The sequence below is a fragment of the Rhizobium sp. BK196 genome, from assembly GCF_014193255.1.
Lineage (GTDB): Bacteria > Pseudomonadota > Alphaproteobacteria > Rhizobiales > Rhizobiaceae > Rhizobium.
Map to the genome: position 1 here is coordinate 678,175 of NZ_JACHZB010000001.1, position 21,462 is coordinate 699,636.

Sequence of the window (21,462 nt, forward strand, 5' to 3'; positions counted from 1 at the left end):
GCCGGAGAGATCCGGCAGGCGTCTCCGAAAGTATTGAAAAGGCTTGTTCGCCCTCCTACTCGGCAGCCTGAAGCTGCTCCGGATCCGGCTTCGGTCGCGTCGCATGCGTCATTTCTTCGTGCAGGCGCGCTTCCTCATGGGCATGCGGCTTGGCGAAGCGGGCGATCAGGAGATAGGCGACCGGCGTGATGAACAGCGTGACCAGCGTCGCAAAGCCGAGGCCGCCGACGATGACCCAGCCGAGCGCCACGCGCGCTTCCGCACCCGCGCCATGCGCGAAGACCAGGGGAACGCCCCCAAGAATGGTCGCGATCATCGTCATCATGACCGGGCGCAGGCGAAGCGCGCAGGCCTTCTCGATGGAGGAGCGCACATCCTCGCCGCGGTCACGCAGCTGGTTGGCGAATTCCACGATCAGAATACCGTTCTTCGCCATCACGCCGACAAGCAGCACGAGGCCGATCTGGCTGTAGATGTTGAGGCTGGAGCCGGTGATGATGAGTGCAAAGACGGCACAGGCAAGGCCGAGCGGCACCGTCGACATGATGATCAGCGACGACAGCACACTTTCGAACTGTGCCGCCAGCACCAGCAAGATGATGACGATCGCAAAACCGAAGGTAAGCGCCATGCCGCTGGAATTCTCTTCCAGTGTCGCAGCTTCGGCGAGCGGCAGCAGGCGCGCGCCGGGCGGCAGGAGCGGCTTTGCAATTTCGGTAACGTTCTTCACAGCATCGCCGAGCGACATGCCGCCCTTCAGGCCGGCGGTGATCGCCACGGAGGCAAGCTGCTGCTCACGGTTGAGCTGCGGGGCGACCGAGCCTTCCTTCAGCGAAGCGATGACCGACATCGGCACGATCTTGCCGTCACCGGTCTTCAGGAAGACGTTTTCGAGATCGGTCGGATCGTCGATCGGTCGCATCGTCGAGGTCAGGAGCACTGGATAGGATTCGCCGTTGACGAAGACGTCGACGACCGAGCGTCCCTCGAGCAGCGACTGGATGGCGGTCGAAAGGCCGGTAATATCGATACCGAGATCGGACGCCCGTTCGCGATCGATTGCGACGGAGACTTGCGCCTGTGACGGTTCGTTGGTCAGGCGTGGCGTATCGTATTGGCCGCTGGCATCGAGCTGCTGCACGAGCTTGGCGGCAGCCGCCGTCAGCGCTTCGTGATCATTGCCGATCAGCGCCATCTGAAGTCCGCTGCCGGCGCCGCGAATACGCAGGCTGTTTGACGAGATCGCATTGCCGCGCAGCGCCGGCACCTTTGACGCCGCCTGGTTGATGTCGCGAACGATATCAGCCTGCGTGCGGTGGCGTTCGCCCCAGGGCGCCAGCGTCAGCACCATGAAGCCGCTGTTGGAAGCGCCGCCCTGGCCGGAGATCGAGAAGACGTTCCTGATATCGCCGCTGTCGACGAGCGGCTGCAGGTATTCCTCCACGAGCTGCAGCTTGTCGCGCGTATATTCGAGGCTGGAACCCTGCGGCGTCGTCAGCCGCATCATCACCATGGCGCGGTCTTCTTCCGGCGTCAGTTCGCTCTTGACCGTGCCGAAAGCGACAACGGCTGCGCCGCCGAAGATAAGTGAGAAGACGATGACGACGACAGGCGCGTTCAGGCAGGCATGCAGCGCCAATTTGTAGAGGCCGGCGAAAGCCTCGCCGAAGCGGCCGAGCAATCCATGATCCTCGATCATCGGTTTGGTCAGCATGCGAGAGGCGAGCATCGGGCATAGCGTCAGCGCCACGATCGACGACAAGCCGACCGAGAAGGCAAGCACGAAACCGAATTCGCGGAAAAGACCACCCACCTGCCCCGGCAAGAAGGACAGCGGAATGAAGACGGCGGCAAGTGTGGCCGTTGTCGCGATGACGGCGAAGAAGACTTCGCGCGTGCCGAGCACGGCCGCCGCGCGCGGTCCCATGCCCTCCGAGCGTCGGCGCACGATGTTTTCGAGCACGACGATGGCGTCATCGACCACGAGACCGGTCGCGAGCACGATGGCAAGCAGCGTCAGGATGTTAATCGAGAAGCCGACCATATAGATCGCGGCAAGCGTGCCGATCAGCGCCACCGGCATCGAGACGGACGGGATCAGCGTTGCGCGCCAGTCGCGAAGGAATAGGTAAATGACGACGGTGACGATGACGGCCGAAAGCAGCAGCGCCAGCACCACTTCATGGATCGCGCCCTCGATGAACACGGCGTCGTCGCTGGTGATCGCGATCGTCGTACCCTTCGGCAGCGTCTTCGAAAGCTGGTCGACGGCAGTATGAATGCCAGTGGAAATATTCAGCGTATTCGACTGCGCCTGGCGGATGATACCGAGACCGATGCCCGGTTTGCCATTGGAACGCAGCGCCGTCTCGCCGTCGCGCGGCCCGAGCGTCACGGTCGCGACATCGCCGAGACGCACATTGTGCTGCAGGATGACGTTCTGGAAGTCTTCAGGCGTTTGCAGGCTGGCGGTGGCGCGCACCACGATATCCTGCATCGGGCTCTTCAGCGAACCGGCCGGCACATCGAGCGCGGCATTGTCGAGCGCTTTGGTGAGATCGCCGATGGTCAGCCCTCGGCTTGCAAGCGCGCCCTGATCGACGTCGACGCGGAAGACCTTTTCCTGATCGCCGTATTCCTCGACATCGGCAACGCCATCGACAGAGGCCAGACGGTCGACCACCTCGTTCTCGACGAGGAGCGTCAGATCGTCCATGTTGAGCGTATCCGACGTCACCGCAAGGCGCATGATCGCCGAGGAATCCGAATCCGCCTTGACGATCTGCGGCGCGTCCGCCTCGTCAGGCAGGTTCTGGGCGATGCGGCCGATGGCATCGCGCACGTCGTTGGCGGCAACGGCCAGATCGACGGAATCGGAAAATTCCAGCGTCACGCGGCTCTGGCCGAACTGGGAACTGGAAGAGATGGATTTGAGACCGCTGACGCGCGCGACCGCGCCTTCGATGACCTTGGTCAGTTCCTGGTCGATCGTCTGCGGCGAAGCGCCGTCGAATGTCGTGCGCACGGTCACGACCGGACGGTCGACGTCGGGCAGCTCGCGCACTTCCACGCCCACATAGGCCGCAAGACCCGCCACCACCATCAGCGTGTTGAAGACCAGCGCCAGGATCGGACGACGCACGAAAAGCGCGGTGAAGGTCGCCTTGCCGGATTCCGGCCTGTCCTGTTGGATTTCGGTCACGCTCATTGGGCGGCGACCTTGTCGTTGGCGGCAACATCTGTCGCCGTGCGTACCGCGCCGTTCTCGCGCACGCGCTGCAGGCCCTGCGTGACGATCTGATCGCCGTCCTTCAAGTCAGCCTTAACCAGCACATAATCCGGATTGCGCTGCACGACAGTGACCCGCACCTTATGAGACTTCTCGTCGGTCACCCGCCAGACGAAGGAGCCCTGAGCATCCCACTGGACGGAAAGCGGGTTGACGGCCGGATATTTGTCGCCGGCAAACTTCATGCTGACCGCAAAGGACATGCCGGCACGCAGCTCGTCGGAGCTGTTGTCGATCCGGCCGCGCAGACGCAGGGTACGGCTGGCCGCGTCGATGCGGTTGTCGACCGCCTCAAGCACGCCCGAAAAGACTTTTCCCGGCCGCGCCACGGACGTTGCCTCGACCACCTGGCCAACGGAGACCGTATTGGCGAAACGCTCCGGTACCCAATAGTCGACGAGGATTTCGGTGCGGTCGTCCAATGTCACGATCGGCGTCGACGTGGTGACATTGTCGCCGATATTGACGGGCACGATGCCGACGATGCCGTCGATGGGGGCCACGATATTGCGGCGCTGGAGATTGAGATCGGCGGCCTGCAATTGCAGCCGCGCATTCTGCTCGGCGATCTCGGAATCGAAGACATCCATGCGCGAAACGCTGGACTTGATATTGTGGTAGAGGCTGGATTTCTCGAGCGCGCTGTTCAGCGCCACCTGCGCCTGCCCCTGGGCAATGACCTGCTCCTCGCTGTCGAGCTTGGCGAGAACCTGCCCCTGCTTCACCACATCGCCTGACTTGATCAGAATCTCGCGGATCGTACCCGTCGCCTGCGGCGTGACCGCAACGGAGCGGATCGCATCACCCGTGCCGATCGCATTCAGCCGGTCGTTGACGACGCCCTGCACCACGGCCTGGGTGACGACGAGCACCGCGGCATTGCGTCCGCCGCCACCGCCGCCGTTGCGGCGGTTCTGCCCCTGTCCCTGCCCTTGCGCTTTGCCGCCTTGAGCCTGCCCCGCGCCGGCATCGGCTGCCTCTTCGCTCTTCGGTGCGATCCTGGAAACGATGCTGTCAGGAATACCGGCATTGCGCATCGTCTCGCCGGCGCCAGGCACAAAATAGACCCACGCGGCAAAGCCGGCGATAATGACGACAAGACAAAGTACAAATTGCTTCCAAAAGGGCATTCACGTCTCCGGAGGGACTTGAGGTTGTCCAGGGTCTGTCGAAAGAGGCGCGCGAGACAAAAGGCCTCACCTGGTGCGACAATATCGCACCTTTCCCCGGCCGGCAGCAAGCACAACCACCCGTCATTACCGATTTGTAATATCAGTGAACTTTGAAAATAACCTGTGCGCTCACTTTTACTTGAACGACGCTAAAGCACTGCCAGCAAGACTGCGCCGCGGTTTTCGGCGCGGCACCGCGCCATGCTTCAAATTCGTCTCTCCCGTCGCCATGTGCCGGGCGAAACTCCGTGGAGTGCGGTGAAGATACGCGTCAGATGGCTCTGGTCGGCAAAACCGCAGGCAACCGCGATCTCGGCAATGGAAACGGTGCCGGCAGCATCTGCCACGCTTTCTCTGCCCGATATTCCACCAGCCGGCGGTCTTCCCGATCGAGCTGGCCCTGCCCGCAATCGATCCCGCCCATAGCGGAAGTCGAAAAGAAACGGCAGCCCTTTCGAGGCTGCCGTCCGCTCGCATCGCATCGGTTCCGGAAGATCAGGCGGCTTCCTGAAACGCTTGTTCCAGGGTGGCGACGTCGATCTTGATCATCTTCAGCATCGCCTCAGTCATCTTCTTGGCATTGCCCTTGCGCGTGCCGCTCATCATCTCTGCCAGCGCCTTGGGTACGATCTGCCAGGAAAGACCCCAGCGATCCCTGAGCCAGCCGCAATGTTCGGCTGTTCCGCCATTGGCGAGGAAGCCATCCCAGATGCGGTCGAGTTCCGCCTGATTTTCACAGACGACCTGCACCGAGAAGGCATGGTTGAACTGCTCGAACGGCCCGGCCTGCATGGCGATGAAATTCTGATCGCCGAGCGTGAACTCCACGATCTCCACGCTGCCGGGAGGGCCGCTCGGGGTTTCCGAGGGCACTGTAGTGATATCGCCGATCGAAGAATCGGGCACCAGCGAGACATAGAATTCGACCGCTTCGCGAGCGCTTTCGGCAAACCAGAGAAATGAAATGACCTTGACCATGAACTGTCCTCCTTGAGCTGTTGGTCACTATGGCCCTAGGACGCAGGGGCCTGGCCTCTCCCGACAGGGCGTCGCAATTTTTCTCGAATGACGATTTTGAATGTCTCGGGGCCTTCCGCAAAGCTCCGCAGCCGAGACCAATTTTCCCGAAGCGGGTCAGAACCGACAATCGGATTTGCCGTTTGCCAAGGAGGTTCGCCGTCAATTCGCAGCCTCGCCGTTGCGGTGAAGCGACGCCGACCGACGCCAGTCAGCGTCTTTGGCGACGGCCCGGCAGCCCATTTCACGGCCCCACAACCAAGGTCCGCTGAATGTCCAGATATCTCGAAGTCCTGACACCGCGGGACAGACGGTTGAAAACGACGTCCCACCGGGCATGCCCGACTGGTCGCCGGTGCGCAGCTTCTAGGGATACGCCGCCTGGGGAGAACCCGAAGGAGTGGGCAAGAATGCCTCGGCCTCGTCGGCGGCTTCCTGCTCGTCGCCTGGCTCGATCTCAGGGAAAAGGCATAGGCAACCTACACCAAAGGATCGCTTACACGGCCATTCGAAACATGTTTCCTGATCGCGTCACACACCACGGTGCAGAAAATGCGCCACCAGGCGAATACCTCCCAACCCCAAACATAGGACAGAGACGATGCCGACGATCACTACAAAGGATGGAACGACGATCTATTATCAGGATTGGGGCAACGGCCAGCCGATCCTCTTCTCCCATGGCTGGCCGCTGTCGGGCGATGCCTGGGAAGTGCAGATGCTTTATTTCGCCCAGCAGGGCTACCGTGTCATCGCCCATGACCGTCGCGGCCATGGCCGCTCCTCTCAGCCGTGGAACGGCAACAATATGGATCAGTATGCCGATGACCTCGCCGAGCTCATCGAGAAGCTCGATCTGAAGAACGTCGTCATGATCGGCCATTCCACCGGTGGCGGCGAAGTGGCCCATTATATCGGCCGCCATGGCACCAGCCGCGTCGCCAAGGTCGTACTCGTCGGCGCCGTTCCGCCGCTGATGCTGAAGACATCAGCCAATCCCGAGGGCACACCGATCGAAGTCTTCGACGGAATCCGCAAGGGTACGGCAGGCGACCGTTCGCAGTTCTACCGCGATCTCACCATGCCCTTCTACGGCTTCAACCGCGATGGCGCCAAGGTCAATGAGGGCCTGCGCGAAACCTTCTGGCTGATGGGCATGGCCGGCGGCATCAAGGGCCATTACGACTGCATTCACGAATTCTCCGAGGTCGACTACAGCGAAGACCTCAAGAAAATCGATGTACCGACGCTCCTCATCCACGGCGACGACGACCAGATCGTGCCGATCAAAGCGGCTGCCGAGAAGGGCATCAAGCTCCTGAAGAACGGTACGCTGAAGGTCTATCCAGGCGCCCCGCATGGTCTCGCCCAGACCGAAGCCGACAAGTTCAACGCCGACGTTCTCGCCTTCATCAAGGCGTAATCCATGAGAGCGGCCGGCCAGGCCGAAGGAGATCATACATGCTTCGTCTATCGTTAGCCCTTGTTGCCCTTCTCGGTCTGGCCGGCTCTCCGGCCCTTGCCACCTCGCCACAATCAGGCGTCGGCCCGCAATATGATACGACCCATGTCTATGTCGCCCCTGGCGACGTGGACGCCTTCGCCAGGAGCTTCCTCGCCACGTTCGGCGGCACCAGCACCAGGCAGGTGACGGCAACGGTGACGCCGACGCCAAGCAGCACCACGTCGCAGCTCCTGCAGACACCGGTTGGCACCGTCTCGCTCTTCGGCTTCAAGACGCCGATCCCCTACCCGTTTGGCGCCGAACGCACCGGCTACCTCGTTACCGATCTCGACAAGGCCGTAGCCGCCGCCAAGGCTGCCGGCGCCGATGTGATCGTCTCAGCCTTCCCAGACCCGATTGGCCGAGATGCCGTCGTTCAGTGGCCGGGCGGTGTCAACATGCAGCTTTACTGGCACACGACCACGCCAAATTATCCGGCCTTCACGACAGTCCCCGAAAACCGGGTCTACGTGTCGGCTGATCGCGCCGCGGCTTTCACCCACGCCTTCCTCGCCTTCTCGCACGGCAAAGTCGTTTCTGATGAAGAGAAGGCGCCGGGTATCGAGATCGGCCTTCCGGATCAGACCTTTCACCGCTTGCGCATCGAATCCGTCTTCGGCCGCATGACCGTACTCGTCACCGACGGCCATCTGCCCTTCCCCTACGGCCGCGAGATGACCGGCTATGAGACGGCCGATCTTGATGCGACGCTCCAGAAAGCCAGGGAGAGCGGTGCTGAAATCCTCGTGGAGCCCTATCAGTCCGGCGAACGCCGTGCAGCCATGGTGGAATTTCCGGGCGGCTATATTGCCGAAATCCACGCCGTCGCGGCACACTGACGAACGAATATACAGAGGGGGAAAAGACCGATGCGCCCAGCCCTGCCCGTGCTTCTGAGCTTTACCGGTGGTTATGTCGATACAGCAGGCTTCCTGGCACTTGGAGGTCTCTTTCCCGCCCATGTCACCGGCAACTTCGTCACCCTCGGCGCAGCGCTGACCCACGGCACGTCGGGCATCATTGCCAAGCTTCTGGCGCTGCCCGTCTTCTGCCTGACGATCCTCCTGCTGCGATACCTCACCTACAAGGTACCCGCCGGTGACGAGAAGGGCTTGCGCATCCTGCTCGTCATCAAGCTATTGTTCCTGATCGCTGGCGGCGCCTGCGCCATCTGGCTTTCGCCCTTCAGCAATCCGGATGGCCTGCCGTTGGTCGCAACCGGCATGCTGCTCGTCATCGCCATGGCGGTCCAGAACGCCGCTCACCGCATCCATCTCGGCGCGTCACCGCCGAGCACGCTGATGACCGGCACGACGACGCAAATCATGATCGATCTCGGTGATCTCGCCCATGGCATGTCAGGAGATCAGGCAAGGACAGTGAAAGGCCGCCTGTCGCGCATGGCAATTGCAGTGGCCGCCTTCGCGCTCGGCTGCGGCCTGGCCGCCCTGCTCTTTGCTATCGTCGGCATCTGGTGCCTGGCGCTGCCGCCGCTCTTTGCCCTGGTGTCGGTCTGCCTGGCCTTTGCCGGGCCGAAGGCTGCCTGAGAACAGCCCTTAGCCGCTGATGCCGTTGCCGGCGGCCGCAGCCTCAGCCTCGGCAATGCGCAGCCGCAGCGTTGCCTTGCGTGCCCGAATCTCAAGCGAAATGAGTTCGGAAACCGATCCATTACGGCGCAGCAAAGCGATCGTGCTCAACACGGGAGACACAATGGCGGCGAGGACGGTTCCGAGGCCTTCACCACTGTCCGGCAAACCATTCGCCGCGATCAGCGCGACAACAGCGATCAGCAAGATCAGATTGGCAAGAATGGCGATGACGTGCATATGACTCTCCCGATGCTGGCACGAGACGTTAGTTGAGGTCCAGCAGGACCACAACTCCTGCGCAGGCTTCCCAATCGAGCAACCAAGCCTGCTGAGGATAGCGCAGCCGCTGGGAATGAAAGCAGAACATCTTTTCTGGTCTTTCCTTCCCGAATCACTACATTACGCGCCATGAGCAACAGTTTCGACGATATGCCCTTCTTCGACGAGGAACCGGGCGATGCGCCGCGCAAGCCGCAACAGCCTGCCGCACCTGCTGCAAGAGCACCCACTGCCGGCGGCGGCATTGCCGCCCGCGCCATGGCGGCTCGTGACGGCGGCCGCCCCGATTATCTTGGCGGACTCAACCCGGAACAGCGTGAGGCGGTCGAAACGCTGGAAGGCCCGGTCCTGGTGCTCGCCGGCGCCGGAACGGGTAAGACCCGGGTTCTCACCACCCGCATCGCCCATATTCTTTCGACCGGCCGCGCCTTTCCTTCGCAGATTCTCGCCGTGACCTTCACCAACAAGGCCGCCCGCGAGATGAAGGAGCGCATTGCGCTTCTCGTCGGCGGCGCCGTCGAAGGCATGCCCTGGCTCGGCACCTTCCACTCGATCGGCGTCAAGCTTCTGCGCCGCCATGCCGAGCTCGTCGGCCTGCGCTCGGATTTCACTATCCTCGACACCGACGATGTGGTCCGCCTCATCAAGCAGCTGATCCAGGCCGAAGGCCTCGACGACAAGCGCTGGCCGGCCAAACAGTTCGCCGGCATGATCGATACCTGGAAGAACAAGGGCCTCGGCCCTGCCGATATTCCGGAAGGTGACGCGCGCGCCTTCGCCAATGGCCGCGGCCGCGATCTCTACTTTGCTTACCAGAACCGCCTGTCGACGCTGAACGCCTGCGATTTCGGCGACCTGCTGATGCATCCGATCGCAATCTTCCGCAAGCAGCCGGATCTGCTTAAGGAATATCACCAGAGGTTCCGCTACATCCTCGTCGACGAATATCAGGACACCAACACCGCCCAATATATGTGGCTGCGGCTCCTCGCCCAGCGGCCGAAGGGCGAGCCACAGAATGTCTGCTGCGTCGGCGACGACGATCAGTCGATCTATGGCTGGCGCGGCGCCGAAGTGGATAACATCCTCCGTTTCGAGAAGGATTTCCCAGGCGCCAAAGTCATCAAGCTCGAGCGCAACTACCGCTCGACGGCCCATATCCTCGGCGCTGCCGCCCACCTGATCACCCATAATGAAGGCCGCCTCGGCAAGACGCTCTTCACCGATCGCTCCGATCCTGACGATGTCAAGGTGCAGGTGCATGCCTCATGGGATTCCGAGGAAGAGGCGCGCGCCATCGGTGAGGAAATCGAGCGCCTGCAGCGCGGCGATGCCGACGGCAAGAAGCATCTGCTGAACGACATGGCGATCCTGGTCCGCGCCTCCTTCCAGATGCGCGAATTCGAAGACCGGTTCGTCACCCTCGGCCTGAACTACCGCGTCATCGGCGGCCCGCGCTTCTACGAGCGCCTCGAAATCCGCGATGCCATGGCCTATTTCCGCCTCGTCGCCCAGCCGGCAGACGACCTGGCTTTCGAGCGCATCATCAACACCCCGAAGCGCGGCCTCGGCGATACGACGGTGCGCGCGCTCCACGATTATGCCCGTGCCCGCGATATCCCGATGCTGGCTGCCGCTGCCGACATGATCGAGACGGACGAGCTGAAACCCAAGGCCCGCAAGGCCCTCTTCGACGTGATTCAATCTTTCCGCCGATGGCAGGAACTGCTTGAAAACACACCGCATACGGAGCTTGCCGAACAGATCCTCGAAGAGTCCGGCTATACCGACATGTGGAAGAACGACAAGACGGCGGAAGCGCCGGGCCGCCTTGAAAACCTCAAGGAACTCATCCGCTCCATGGAAAGCTTCGAATCCATGCGCGGCTTCCTGGAGCATGTCTCCCTTGTCATGGATGCCGAGCAGAACGAGGATCTCGACGCCGTCTCCATCATGACGCTGCATTCGGCCAAGGGCCTGGAATTCGACACCGTTTTCCTGCCCGGCTGGGAGGAAGGCCTCTTCCCGCATCAGCGCTCGCTCGATGAATCCGGCCGCGCCGGCCTCGAGGAAGAACGCCGCCTCGCCTATGTCGGCATCACCCGCGCCAAGCACCGTTGCCACATCTGGTTCGTCTCCAACCGCCGCATCCACGGCCTCTGGCAATCCACCATCCCCTCACGCTTCCTCGACGAACTGCCGGAAACCCATGTGGCAGTGGCCGAGATGGAGCAGAACTACGGTGGCTACGGCCGCGGCGGCGGTTACGGCCAGTCGCGATTCGACAAGACCGATCCCTTCGCCAATTCCTACTCCACCCCCGGATGGAAACGCGCCCAGCAGAACAAGACCGACGCTACCCGCGATAACTGGGGCACCCGCTCCGGACACGCCGTGGAGCGCATCGGCTACGGCGAAAGCGGCCCGCGCGGCCGCACCATAGAGGGCGAACTGGTGGCGAAATCCACCGCGACCGAGCCCTCGCGCTTTGCTGTCGGCGACCGCGTCTTCCACATCAAATTCGGCAACGGCTCTATATCAGGCATCGAAGGCAACAAGCTGACGATCGACTTCGACCGCGCCGGCCAGAAGCGGGTGCTCGACGGATTTGTGGAGCGCGTCTGACCACTCACCTTCCTTGGCGTGTAGTCGGGAATCACACGCGCAGCCGAACGCGCTTCTCCAGATGACAAAACGCCGCTTTGACCCGACTCGCAAATCAGCCTAGCCCGGTTATTGCCCGCCCATGAAAGGCAGGCTTCACAAGACCTTCAAAGGAGGTTCAAGTGACCGGTATTTCAGCCCTGGGCAGCACGCAGACCCAGTACCAAGCCCCTCTCAATCCTCTCGACAAGAACGGTGACGGCGTCGTCTCGGCGGACGAACTTGCCGCCGCTTCCAAATCTTCGTCCACCGACGCCTCCTCCGCCGGCGATGACGATTCCTCCGGCTCCGATGTCGTCCAGAAGATCGCAGCCGATATTCTGGCGCTCATGCTCTCGCTTCAGAAGACGGACGACGACAGCAAGGCCGGCACCGATGACAATGGTGATGACTCCAAGGGTGCGCTCGCTGCCCTGGATGCGAATGGCGACGGCAAGTTGACCACATCGGAACTTCTTTCCGCCGACCCGCAGAAGATTGCCGCCGCCGGCGGTGATGATGAAGACAGCGGCCTGATGGCCAAAGTCCTGACCGACATGCAGACTGCGCTTCGTGCATACCAGACGACTTACGGCAACTCGCCCGTTGCAAACGGCGAGAGCGATCAGACGGCCTGATGCAATGAGGCTCCGCCGGGGGAGCCTCGCTGATTGGGCAACCTCTGTCGGCGGCATCGTCTCTTCCGCGGCACGCCCCTCATCACAGGGCGCCGACTTTCCCATCGGCCTTTCGGGGCACGCGGATACCCTGTAAATGACCTGAAGCTTCAGGCATTCACCTCGGGCTTGACCCTATTTTCCGGCGAGACATCTGATGACGACCATACCGACCCTTCACACCGAACGATTAATCCTGCGGGCTCCCGTCATGGCAGACTGGCCGGACTATCATGCGCTGATGATCTCCGACCGCGCCCTCTATATGGGCGGTCCGCATTCGACCAAAGCTGCTTGGGGCATGTTCTGCCACGATGTCGCGCTCTGGACGCTTGAGGGCCACGGCGCCCTGATGATGGAGGATCGCGCCACAGGACAATGCCTCGGTCAGGTTGGCATCAATCACGGTCCGCTGTTTCCCGAGAAGGAACTGGGCTGGCTCGTCTATCCGCAAGCCGAGGGCAAAGGTTATGCCTATGAAGCCGCCGTTGCCTTGCGGGAGTGGGCCTTTGCAGTGCGTGGTCTGAAGACTCTGGTGAGCTATATCGCTCCACCCAATGTGAGATCGATCCGTCTTGCCGAACGGCTGGGCGCCGTGCCGGATGCAATGGCCGCGCGCCAGGAGGGTGATGAGGACGACCTGGTCTTCAGGCATCCGGCTCCCTAGCGCATGCATAAATCCTAATATAAAACGCGAAATACTTGCTGCTTTCGCGTATTACGCGAGCAGCAGCAGAAAAATACGTTGATGCAGCCATTTGCCACTCTTGATACGAGAAATAGCACTTGCGCCTTGCCCCCCGGAAATCCACTAGTTGATTGTGCTGGCACCGGTCGGCGTTTTGCGGGGCGGTATGCGTAAGGGATAGCTTAATGAAGGCGTTGCTGCTGGTCGATATTCAGAATGGCTTCTGTCCCGGAGGCAACCTGCCGGTTCTGGATGGCCATGCAGTCGTTCCCGTTGCCAACAGCCTCATCGATAGTGGCAAATACGATCTCATCGTCGCCTCACAGGACTGGCACCCGGCGGACCACGGAAGCTTCGCCTCCTCCCATCCCGGAAAGAACCCTTTCGAGATAGGCGAGCTCTCCGGCAAACCGCAGATGCTGTGGCCGGACCACTGCGTACAGTATACGCGTGACGCCGAACTCCACCCGGAACTCCATTCGGCCCAGATCGACCTCATCCAGCAGAAGGGCGAAAACAGGAACGTCGACAGCTATTCCGCCTTCCGCGACAACGATCAGCATGCCCTGACCGGTCTTGCAGATTTCCTGGTGGAACAGGGCGTCACAGAACTCGATGTCTGCGGGCTGGCAACCGACTATTGTGTAAAATTCTCTGCGCTCGATGCGCTGGAACTGATTCCCGGCGTCAAGGTTCGCTTTGTCAAAGACGCGAGCCGCGGCATCACGCCCGAAGGTGTCGCTGCGGCCATCGACGAGATGCGCGCGAACGGCATAGACATCGTCAACAGCACCGATATTCTGGCCGCCTGATCAGTTGTTCCTCTCGCCTTCGCGCTCCAGGAGATAGATCTCCTCTCCAAAATCCTCCATCTTCTTAAGGAAGGCGGCGTGAGCATCTCTGAGCCCGCGATTATAGAAATAGGGTCCGATCTTCTCGGCGAAGAAGTCGAGCAGGAATTCGGCGGGCAGCACTCCGATCGGGTCGAGTTCGCGGTCAAAATAATGGCGGATGTGCGAAACGATCTCCGCCTTTTCCTCTTTCGTAAATTCGATCTTTTTCATTGTCTCCTCGCCTCGCCGGTAGCGCAAACCGGTAACGCTTCAGCAAAATCGATTGGTGAATCAAGGAAATTCAATTGCCGTAGCATGTGAGACACCATAGAGGGAAATTTCAATTCCAACAGGACCAATCCCATGAAACGCGCCGACTTTGTCGAAGGTTTGCGGGGCGGATTCGCCGTGGCACTCGCTTCTGCTCCCTTCGGAGCGCTGTTCGGCGCCCTTGCCGCCGAGCAGGGCATGTCGCTCTCCGAACTCACCTTCATGAGCGCCACCGTCTATGCGGGCGCCAGCCAGATGGTCGGCATCGAACTCTTCGGCCATAATGTCCAGGCTTGGGTGATCGTGCTGTCGATCCTTGCCGTCAACTTCCGCCACGTGCTCTATTCGGCAGCGATCGCTCGCTATATCGGGCATTTCACTCCGCTGCAGAAGTTCTTCACCTTCTTCCTGCTGGTCGATCCCCAATTTGCCGAAACCGTCAAGCGTGGCGAAGCAGGGCAGCCGGTTACCTTCACATGGTATCTCGGCTTCGGCATCGTCATCTATATCCCCTGGATCCTCGTCAGCCTCCTCGGCGGCATGGCCGGCTCCTTCATCGGTGATCCCAAAACGCTCGGCCTCGATATCCTGCTGCCGGCTTATTTCCTCGCCATCGTCCTCGGCTTCCGCAAGCGTGACAATTTTCTGGCCGTGGCACTGACGAGCGCTGTCGCCTCCGTCATCGCCTATCATTTCGTGGGCTCCCCCTGGCATGTGAGCCTGGGTGCTGCGGCCGGCATCCTGCTCGCTGCTCTGATGCCCTTGCCCGCTGAGGAGCCGGATCTCGAAGCCGACGCCCTCAACACCGAAAACCACGAGGTCTGAGATGGAATTCGATCTCCACATGGCTCTCGTGATCCTGGCTGCCGCAGCGGCGACCTTCGCGACCCGCATCGGCGGCTACATCATGATCACCCGCATGAAGCGCATCCCGCCGCGCATGGAAGCGGCCTTGAATGCCGTGCCGGCAGCCGTGCTGACGACGCTCGTCGCCCCCGCCTTCTTCATGGGCGGTTGGGATTCGAAACTGGCGCTCGCGGTCGCCCTCGTCATCGGCCTGCGCTTCTCACACACTTGGATGCTGGTGGCCGCCTGGATCATCGTGATGATCTGGCGGCACACGATTGGTCTCTAAACCGAAGGCCGATATCCGGCCGCTCAGTATTCCAACGGCAGAGTCGCATTCTCCAGCCATGCCTTGACGTCACGGTCATGAATCAGCGGCATCAGCGCCTCGCGCGTTTGGCGGTGGTATTCGTTGAACCAGTGCAGCTCGTCATGCGTCAGCAGTTCAGGAATGACGATGTTGCGATCGATCGGGCAGAAGGTCAGCGTCTCGAAGCCGAGCATCGGCATGTCGCCGCCATCGATAACTTCCGCCTCCCGCACATAGATCAGGTTCTCGATGCGGATGCCGAAATGGCCCGGCCGATAGTAGCCCGGCTCGTTGGAGAGGATCATGCCCGGCAGCAGTTCCTGCGTCGAAAGCCGCGAGATGCGCTGCGGCCCTTCGTGAACAGAGAGATAGGAGCCGACGCCATGGCCCGTGCCATGCGCGAAATCAGCCCCTGCCCGCCATAGCGCGATACGCGCCAGCGGATCGAGGTCGCAGCCGCGCGTACCCTTCGGGAAACGCGCCGTGCTGATCTGGATCATGCCTTTCAGCACCAGCGTGAAGAAGCGTTTGTGTTCCTCGGAAACAATGCCGATACCGACCGTACGAGTGATATCGGTCGTGCCGTTGATATACTGCGCGCCGGAATCGATCAGGAAGAGTTCTCCCGGCTGGATATGCCGGTCGGTCGCCGTCGTCACCCGGTAATGCATGATGGCCGCATGTTCGCCGGCACCCGAAATCGTATCGAAGGAGATATCCTTCAGCGGGTTCTGCATGCTCTCGCCCATTTTCGCGCGAGCCGCCTCCAGCCGTTCGGCCGCGCCGATCTCGGTTATCGTCCCCGGCTTGCTTTGCGACAGCCAGTAAAGGAACTCTACCATGGCCGCACCATCCTGCAGGTGGGCTGCCGCCGAACCATTGATTTCAGTAGTGTTCTTCACCGCCCGCGGCAGCTTTGCCGGATCGGCGCCCTCGACCACTTCGCCGCCCGCCTTGCGGATGATCTCGGCAAGCGCATAGGACGCGATATCGGGATCGATGAGGATACGTCCGCCATCCTTGGCGACTGCAGCTAGCTTCTCATCGAGCAGCGAGGGCGCAAGCTGGACGGCGATCTGCGCGAGATAGGCTTCCGGCTCGATGCCGGTCTTGCGCTTGTCGAGGAAGATCTCCGCCTTGCCGTCGGCATGAATGATGGCGCGCGCCAGCGGATGTGGTGTATGCGGCACGTCGGCGCCGCGGATATTGAAGATCCAGGCGATGGAAGACGGGTCGGCGATCAACACCGCCTTGAGGTTCTTCTTACCGAGATCGGCTGCAATAGTCGCGATCTTGTCTTTGGCGAGGATACCCGCCTGGGCCACGTTCTGTATGGTGACCGCCCCAAGCGGTTCGGCCGGCCGGTCGGCCCACAGCTTGTCGAGCGGATTACGCGGCAGGAAAACAAGCGCGCCGCTGATCTCCGACAGCGCCTTTTCGAGCTTGCGAACGTCCGCACCCGAATGCAGCCACGGATCGATACCGAGCTTCAACCCTTTCTTGCCATGCGCCGGCAGCCAGACATGCGGCGGCTCGTTGACGAGATCACCGCCCGTGAAGACCGAGCCGTCCACCTGTTCAGCTAGCTGAGTGACATAGCGGCCATCGACATAGACGATCGCTTCCGTCCGGGTGATCAGCGCAATACCCGCCGAACCGGTGAAACCAGTCAGCCAGGAGAGCCGCTCTGCGCAGGCCGGCACATATTCGCCGTTGAACTCATCGGCGCGTGGCACGAGGAAAGCGTCGATGCCAAGCGCATCGAAACTGGCGCGCAGTGCGGAAACCCGTTCCCTGCCGAACTGCGGCGTGGAGGTGACTTCGAAAGACTGGAACATGCTGAAAACCCAAATGAATGAAACGAATCCGGTTAATTGGATAGCCGCCATGTTAGCGAATTTTCAATCATTGGGGAGAAAAAGCGACGCGAAGCGGCCGGAAAGGCCGGCCGCCCAATAATTTGGCAGAAATGTGTCTCGCTGTGGGAAACTGGCACGCTTCATGCATTGCACGCATGGCTGCAATGAAACAAACCCTCTGCCACCGCATGTCGGAATAGCTATATACGGCACATCGAACGGTTCACGACGAACCACCAACAAAGGATTTTTTGAAATGACCGCCTCGCTCTCGCGCTTCGCTTACAGCAGCCCGGTACAGGCTGGCGAACGCCAGACTGTGCGTCATATCATCGGCGCCCGCCGCCCGCAGCACGAGGATAGCCTCAAGATGCTTGCAGCAGGCCAGCGTTCCACGCGCCACAGGGGCGCATCGAGCTACGCATTCTGAGCTTAAAGCCTTTCCGATCCTCCTCCCTCCACCGGACAGGCCTATCGGAATGCAGTAGTGCCCGCTTGAGCATCCTCCTCCTTCGAGCTCGCGGGCAAGACCGGATTTAAATGCCGGTCCAAGGCGGTGCCACTGGCACCGCCTTTTTCTTGTTCGGAATTCCCTGAGATTACGGACGATCGAGATGGATCGTCACCCAGCCATTGCGCCATATCGTGCGCACGTGACGAAGCTTCGCGCCACTATAGGCGGCAATCACCTTCCAGCGCTGGCTGGCAAGGATGCCGGACAGGATCACCGATCCTCCGGGCGCCAGATTGGTGACGAGCTGCGGCGCCATTCTGATCAGCGGCCGCGCCAGAATATTGGCGATGATGAGGTCGAAAGGTCCATGCTCGGAAAAAGCGGTCGAATGGAAGCCGGGTGCGGTCACCATGCTGATGCCGCTGGCAATACCATTGCGGCGTACATTCTCGGCCGCGACACGGACAGCGATCGGGTCGATATCCGTTGCAAGCACGGGAATGTTGCGCAGCTTGCGCACCGCAATTGCCAATACGCCGCTGCCCGTGCCGAGATCGAGGGCATTGCGCACCTTCCGTGCCCGAAGCACCCTATCGATCACCTCCAGGCAGCCGGCCGTCGTTCCGTGATGGCCGGTGCCGAAAGCCTGGCCGGCATCGATCTCGATGGCGATATCGCCAATGCGGACCTTGTCGCGATCATGCGAGCCGTGCACAAGAAAGCGCCCTGCCCTTACGGGCCTCAGCCCTTCCAGGGATTTTGAAACCCAGTCCACATCAGGGATGACCTCGCGCGACAAAGCGGCATCAGGAAATGCTTGGCTCAGCGCCGCCTCGACGCGAGAGCGCACATCCGCCTCGTCCTCCGCCATCATGTAGACAGAGGCTTCCCAGATATCTTTCTTTTCGTCGATCTCGGTGGTGCCGATGGCAAAATCTTCTTCGCCGAACACCTCGCCCAGAAGGTCGAGGATCTCCTCGGCCTGCTTCTCGGTCGTCGATACGTAAAGGCGAATTTCACTCACGATAGGCAATCTTTCCGGTTGCGCCGCCTGCGACCGGTTGCGATGCGTTCAGCTGCCGGTCATCCCTTGGCGACGAGATTCTCAAGCTTCTTTATCGCCGTATCAGGGTTTTCGCCATAGGAGATCGTTCCCGCAAAGCGCCCGGCCGAATCGAGCAGGAAAACCGAGGCTGTATGGTCCATCGTGTAATCTCCCTTCGGATTGTTCTCGTCGACCGGCACCTTCTTGGCATAGACGCGGAAGCCCTTGATGACCTCGGCGATCTTGTCCGGCGGCCCGGAAATGCCGGTAATGCGCTTGGAAACGTTGGAGACGTACTCGTTCATGATTTCGGGCGTATCGCGCTCGGGATCGACCGTGACGAAATAAGCCTGCAGCTTGTTGCCCTGTGGATCGACTTTCTCCATCCAGCCGCCGAGCTCGAAGAGTGTCGTCGGACAGACCTCCGGGCAATGCGTGAAGCCGAAGAACAAGGCCGTGGGCTTGCCGCGTAGGGCCTGCTCCGTGATCGGCTGGCCCGTCTGCGATACCAGCGTGAACGGCACGCCGAATGGTCCCTCGGCCACCACTTCCCTCGTCCGGCTCTGATCGAGCGTGAACCAGCCGAGCACGCCGGCAAGCAGCAGCACTGCGATCCAGACGGCGATACGGAAATTCTTCATTGCACGATCCTTTACCAGCGCGGATTCCCCGTCCGCCTCGCCCGTGTGATTATAGTCACCATCGCGAGCGCGCAATTCAAGAATGCGTTTTCTCACCCGTGATTATTTGGCCCGCCTTGATGAATGCCAAATGTGGGCGAACACCTTCAGAAAAAGCCGCACACAAACGAATTATCACGCCTTTCTAACGGCTTGCCCCGAACGCTTCCAAGCGACCCAAGGAAAGACATCGTTAGGAAAGGCTTAATTGCGGATATCTATATTTAGTAATGCATACAGTGCTTCGGCGCTGTTCCGACATGATGTCGGCCGGCATGAACCGGATCAGCATAAAAATCGAGGGAACTGAAAACCGCCTGGGGCGGAGGGTGGCTTTATGACAAATTCGACGGTTCGCAGAAACCTTTCGGTCGGCCAGCGGCTCTGGACGCTCGGCGGGGCTGCTCTCATCGGTTTCGGCTCGATGCTCGGAATCGGCTGGTACGAGAACATGCAGGTCGATACCGGTCTGCGCCGCGCCAGCGAGATCCAGCAGAGCATCGACAGCATCAACGATATGCGCGTCGCCGGCCTGACGCTGGTTCTCGCCGCCATGGACACGATCGTCGACAAGGACGAGAAGACCATCCAGCCCGACCGCCTGAAAGTCGTCGCCGATTCGCTCGCAACCCTCTCCGGCGGCTCGAGGGAAATGGGCATCATCGCTGAGGAGCTGAAGGCCGGCGATCTGCTGAAAAGCTACGATTCGGATGTCGGCGCGCTTCGCCAGGCCATCCAGGTGGACCTCAAGGCGCTCGTCGAACAGGGCGCGTCCGATGCCGAATTCGACAAGATCGACGATCGTATCGACGCTGATGGCGAAAAGCTCGCCGCCACCCTCGACAAGTTCGCCAGTGAAGGGACCGTCGTTGCCCGCCAGCGCGTCGAAAGCGCCGATGAGACCTCTCGCAACTCTCTGATTATCCAGATCGCGCTTGGCGTCATCGCCATTCTCACCATGGCCGCGCTGCAATATATCCATGGCGGCTCCATCCGCCGCGGCATCGTCACCGTGCGCGAAAGCATGCTGCGCATCTTGAACGGCGACCTGACAAGTGACGTCGCCGGCAAAGAACGCGGTGACGAGATCGGCGAAATGGCTCGCGCCGCCGAAAGCTTCCGTCTTGCCGCCATCGAAAAGATCGATTTGGAAACACGCACCGCTGCCGACCGCCAGCGTAGCGATGCCGAGCGCCGCGAGCGCGAATCTGCCAAGCTCGCCGATGCAGAGGCGTTGAGCGCCGCCGTCACGGCTCTCGGACAGGGCCTCACCCGCCTTGCAACCGGCGATCTGACCGCAAGCATCGACCAGCCTTTCCGAGACGAGCTCGAACGGCTGCGTCAGGATTTCAACCAGACAGCCATGCGCCTGCGTCAAGCGATGGGCGATATTGCCCTGAACAGCTCGTCCATCCAGGCAAACAGCCGCCAGATGCGCGCCGCCGCCGACGATCTCGCCAAGCGTACCGAGCAGCAGGCAGCCTCGCTGGAAGAGACGTCAGCAGCCTTGGACGAGATTACCGCCACCGTACGAAACGCCACCAGCCGCGCCGAGGAAGTCGGCAACATGGTCGCCCATACACGCCAGAATACTGAGAAATCCGATGCCATCGTCGGCGATGCGATGGCTGCAATGGAGCGAATCGAAGGCGCCTCTCGCGAGATCGGTACCATCATCAACGTCATCGACGAAATCGCTTTCCAGACGAATCTGCTCGCACTCAACGCCGGCGTCGAAGCGGCGCGGGCCGGCGAAGCCGGCAAGGGTTTTGCGGTCGTGGCGCAGGAAGTGCGCGAACTTGCCGGCCGCGCGGCCGGAGCAGCCAAGGATATCAAGGCCTTGATCAGCAAATCCGGTGCCGAGGTGAAAACCGGCGGCGAACTGGTGACGGCTGCGGGCGAGGCTTTGCGCCAGATCGGCGAAGATGTTCTGCGTATCGACGGCCATGTTAAATCAATCGTAACGTCTGCGCGCGAACAATCAGTCGGACTGAACGAGATCAATACATCAATCAGCCAGATGGATCAGGTGACGCAGAAGAATGCGGCCATGGTGGAAGAAACGAACGCCGCCAGCCACACTCTCGCAACCGATGCGGAAAACCTGACGCAGCTGGTTCGGCAGTTCAATATCGGCGAGGGCATGAGCGCCCGTCAAACGCCGCGAGAAGCCTCCGCAGCCTCGCATCCGAAACCCTCACCCGCACGCAGCCTCATCGGCAAGGTCGCGGGCGCATTCACGGGCGGCGGCGCCGCCAAGACACTCGCCTCCTCTCCGGCCGGAGACAACTGGGAAGAATTTTGACC

19 protein-coding genes and 1 pseudogene are annotated in these 21,462 nt (G+C 61.1%); 11 read left to right on the top strand and 9 right to left on the bottom strand.

The window, feature by feature from the left end:
* Nucleotides 1-55: 55 nt before the first annotated feature.
* The 4 genes and pseudogenes from FHT78_RS03635 to FHT78_RS03650 form a co-directional block, all read right to left on the bottom strand.
* On the bottom strand, nt 56-3,208 hold the full coding sequence (locus FHT78_RS03635) for an efflux RND transporter permease subunit (protein ID WP_183740629.1): 3,153 nt from the start codon (nt 3,206-3,208) through the stop codon (nt 56-58).
* A complete protein-coding gene (locus FHT78_RS03640) occupies nt 3,205-4,419 on the bottom strand; it encodes an efflux RND transporter periplasmic adaptor subunit (RefSeq protein ID WP_183740632.1) in 1,215 nt (404 codons plus the stop codon). The genes FHT78_RS03635 and FHT78_RS03640 overlap by 4 nt, the downstream gene beginning before the upstream one ends.
* 248 nt (nt 4,420-4,667) lie before the next feature.
* Nucleotides 4,668-4,787: pseudogene (locus FHT78_RS03645) on the bottom strand (AraC family transcriptional regulator); the annotation flags it as partial.
* Nucleotides 4,788-4,956: 169 nt separating this feature from the next.
* Complete coding sequence (locus FHT78_RS03650; RefSeq protein WP_183740634.1) at nt 4,957-5,439, bottom strand: VOC family protein; 483 nt, start codon at nt 5,437-5,439, stop codon at nt 4,957-4,959.
* A 640-nt stretch (nt 5,440-6,079) separates the two neighbouring features.
* Here FHT78_RS03650 and FHT78_RS03655 point away from each other — a divergent pair.
* The 3 genes from FHT78_RS03655 to FHT78_RS03665 are packed head-to-tail and all read left to right on the top strand — an operon-like array spanning nt 6,080 to nt 8,529.
* Nucleotides 6,080-6,901 carry an alpha/beta hydrolase gene (locus FHT78_RS03655; RefSeq protein ID WP_183740638.1) on the top strand — a complete coding sequence of 274 codons (822 nt, stop codon included), beginning with the start codon at nt 6,080-6,082 and terminating at the stop codon, nt 6,899-6,901.
* 38 nt (nt 6,902-6,939) lie between these two features.
* Nucleotides 6,940-7,821, top strand: coding sequence for a glyoxalase (locus FHT78_RS03660; RefSeq protein ID WP_183740641.1), 882 nt, complete (start codon nt 6,940-6,942; stop codon nt 7,819-7,821).
* Nucleotides 7,822-7,851: 30 nt separating this feature from the next.
* Nucleotides 7,852-8,529: a YoaK family protein gene (locus tag FHT78_RS03665; RefSeq protein ID WP_183740644.1), complete on the top strand. Its 678-nt coding sequence runs from the start codon at nt 7,852-7,854 to the stop codon at nt 8,527-8,529.
* Between the two features lie 9 nt (nt 8,530-8,538).
* On the opposite strand, the gene FHT78_RS03670 is transcribed toward FHT78_RS03665, so the two are convergent.
* Nucleotides 8,539-8,808: a hypothetical protein gene (locus tag FHT78_RS03670; RefSeq protein WP_183740647.1), complete on the bottom strand. Its 270-nt coding sequence runs from the start codon at nt 8,806-8,808 to the stop codon at nt 8,539-8,541.
* 171 nt (nt 8,809-8,979) lie between these two features.
* On the opposite strand from FHT78_RS03670, the gene FHT78_RS03675 reads away from it, so the two are divergent.
* The 4 genes from FHT78_RS03675 to pncA all read left to right on the top strand — a co-directional run bounded on the left by FHT78_RS03675 (nt 8,980) and on the right by pncA (nt 13,670).
* Nucleotides 8,980-11,475 (top strand): UvrD-helicase domain-containing protein, encoded by a 2,496-nt coding sequence (locus FHT78_RS03675; protein WP_183740652.1) that lies wholly within the window; start codon nt 8,980-8,982, stop codon nt 11,473-11,475.
* 161 nt (nt 11,476-11,636) lie between these two features.
* Nucleotides 11,637-12,131: a hypothetical protein gene (locus tag FHT78_RS03680; protein ID WP_183740655.1), complete on the top strand. Its 495-nt coding sequence runs from the start codon at nt 11,637-11,639 to the stop codon at nt 12,129-12,131.
* Between the two features lie 196 nt (nt 12,132-12,327).
* Nucleotides 12,328-12,837 carry a GNAT family N-acetyltransferase gene (locus FHT78_RS03685; RefSeq protein ID WP_183740658.1) on the top strand — a complete coding sequence of 170 codons (510 nt, stop codon included), beginning with the start codon at nt 12,328-12,330 and terminating at the stop codon, nt 12,835-12,837.
* A 206-nt stretch (nt 12,838-13,043) separates the two neighbouring features.
* On the top strand, nt 13,044-13,670 hold the full coding sequence (pncA, locus tag FHT78_RS03690) for a bifunctional nicotinamidase/pyrazinamidase (protein ID WP_183740660.1): 627 nt from the start codon (nt 13,044-13,046) through the stop codon (nt 13,668-13,670).
* Here the strand turns inward: pncA and FHT78_RS03695 are convergent, their stop codons facing one another.
* The gene (locus FHT78_RS03695; RefSeq protein ID WP_183740663.1) at nt 13,671-13,922 is read right to left on the bottom strand and encodes a DUF2164 domain-containing protein; all 252 of its coding nucleotides are present in this window, start codon (nt 13,920-13,922) and stop codon (nt 13,671-13,673) included.
* 132 nt (nt 13,923-14,054) lie between these two features.
* On the opposite strand from FHT78_RS03695, the gene FHT78_RS03700 reads away from it, so the two are divergent.
* Both FHT78_RS03700 and FHT78_RS03705 read left to right on the top strand, forming a co-directional pair.
* Entirely contained in the window at nt 14,055-14,786 is a 732-nt protein-coding gene (locus tag FHT78_RS03700) for an AzlC family ABC transporter permease (protein ID WP_183740665.1), read from the top strand.
* A gap of 1 nt (nt 14,787) precedes the next feature.
* Nucleotides 14,788-15,096, top strand: coding sequence for an AzlD family protein (locus FHT78_RS03705; protein ID WP_183740668.1), 309 nt, complete (start codon nt 14,788-14,790; stop codon nt 15,094-15,096).
* A 23-nt stretch (nt 15,097-15,119) separates the two neighbouring features.
* On the opposite strand, the gene FHT78_RS03710 is transcribed toward FHT78_RS03705, so the two are convergent.
* The gene (locus tag FHT78_RS03710; RefSeq protein WP_183740671.1) at nt 15,120-16,955 is read right to left on the bottom strand and encodes an aminopeptidase P family protein; all 1,836 of its coding nucleotides are present in this window, start codon (nt 16,953-16,955) and stop codon (nt 15,120-15,122) included.
* Nucleotides 16,956-17,232: 277 nt separating this feature from the next.
* Between FHT78_RS03710 and FHT78_RS03715 the strand changes: the two genes are divergently transcribed.
* A complete protein-coding gene (locus tag FHT78_RS03715) occupies nt 17,233-17,406 on the top strand; it encodes a hypothetical protein (protein WP_183740674.1) in 174 nt (57 codons plus the stop codon).
* A gap of 169 nt (nt 17,407-17,575) precedes the next feature.
* Here the strand turns inward: FHT78_RS03715 and FHT78_RS03720 are convergent, their stop codons facing one another.
* Nucleotides 17,576-18,454 (bottom strand): 50S ribosomal protein L11 methyltransferase, encoded by an 879-nt coding sequence (locus tag FHT78_RS03720; protein WP_183740677.1) that lies wholly within the window; start codon nt 18,452-18,454, stop codon nt 17,576-17,578.
* 59 nt (nt 18,455-18,513) lie between these two features.
* Nucleotides 18,514-19,116 carry an SCO family protein gene (locus tag FHT78_RS03725; RefSeq protein WP_183740680.1) on the bottom strand — a complete coding sequence of 201 codons (603 nt, stop codon included), beginning with the start codon at nt 19,114-19,116 and terminating at the stop codon, nt 18,514-18,516.
* Between the two features lie 376 nt (nt 19,117-19,492).
* On the opposite strand from FHT78_RS03725, the gene FHT78_RS03730 reads away from it, so the two are divergent.
* Nucleotides 19,493-21,460 (top strand): methyl-accepting chemotaxis protein, encoded by a 1,968-nt coding sequence (locus FHT78_RS03730; RefSeq protein ID WP_183740683.1) that lies wholly within the window; start codon nt 19,493-19,495, stop codon nt 21,458-21,460.
* Nucleotides 21,461-21,462 lie beyond the last annotated feature (2 nt).

Coding starts and splice junctions, on each gene's coding strand:
- FHT78_RS03665 (WP_183740644.1), top strand. CDS start 7,852: ATGCGCCCAGCCCTGCCCGTGCTTCTGAGCTTTACCGGTGGTTATGTC.
- FHT78_RS03710 (WP_183740671.1), bottom strand. CDS start 16,955: ATGTTCCAGTCTTTCGAAGTCACCTCCACGCCGCAGTTCGGCAGGGAA.
- FHT78_RS03715 (WP_183740674.1), top strand. CDS start 17,233: ATGACCGCCTCGCTCTCGCGCTTCGCTTACAGCAGCCCGGTACAGGCT.
- FHT78_RS03640 (WP_183740632.1), bottom strand. CDS start 4,419: ATGCCCTTTTGGAAGCAATTTGTACTTTGTCTTGTCGTCATTATCGCC.
- FHT78_RS03705 (WP_183740668.1), top strand. CDS start 14,788: ATGGAATTCGATCTCCACATGGCTCTCGTGATCCTGGCTGCCGCAGCG.
- FHT78_RS03730 (WP_183740683.1), top strand. CDS start 19,493: ATGACAAATTCGACGGTTCGCAGAAACCTTTCGGTCGGCCAGCGGCTC.
- pncA (WP_183740660.1), top strand. CDS start 13,044: ATGAAGGCGTTGCTGCTGGTCGATATTCAGAATGGCTTCTGTCCCGGA.
- FHT78_RS03670 (WP_183740647.1), bottom strand. CDS start 8,808: ATGCACGTCATCGCCATTCTTGCCAATCTGATCTTGCTGATCGCTGTT.
- FHT78_RS03675 (WP_183740652.1), top strand. CDS start 8,980: ATGAGCAACAGTTTCGACGATATGCCCTTCTTCGACGAGGAACCGGGC.
- FHT78_RS03725 (WP_183740680.1), bottom strand. CDS start 19,116: ATGAAGAATTTCCGTATCGCCGTCTGGATCGCAGTGCTGCTGCTTGCC.
- FHT78_RS03655 (WP_183740638.1), top strand. CDS start 6,080: ATGCCGACGATCACTACAAAGGATGGAACGACGATCTATTATCAGGAT.
- FHT78_RS03695 (WP_183740663.1), bottom strand. CDS start 13,922: ATGAAAAAGATCGAATTTACGAAAGAGGAAAAGGCGGAGATCGTTTCG.
- FHT78_RS03660 (WP_183740641.1), top strand. CDS start 6,940: ATGCTTCGTCTATCGTTAGCCCTTGTTGCCCTTCTCGGTCTGGCCGGC.
- FHT78_RS03685 (WP_183740658.1), top strand. CDS start 12,328: ATGACGACCATACCGACCCTTCACACCGAACGATTAATCCTGCGGGCT.
- FHT78_RS03700 (WP_183740665.1), top strand. CDS start 14,055: ATGAAACGCGCCGACTTTGTCGAAGGTTTGCGGGGCGGATTCGCCGTG.
- FHT78_RS03635 (WP_183740629.1), bottom strand. CDS start 3,208: ATGAGCGTGACCGAAATCCAACAGGACAGGCCGGAATCCGGCAAGGCG.
- FHT78_RS03650 (WP_183740634.1), bottom strand. CDS start 5,439: ATGGTCAAGGTCATTTCATTTCTCTGGTTTGCCGAAAGCGCTCGCGAA.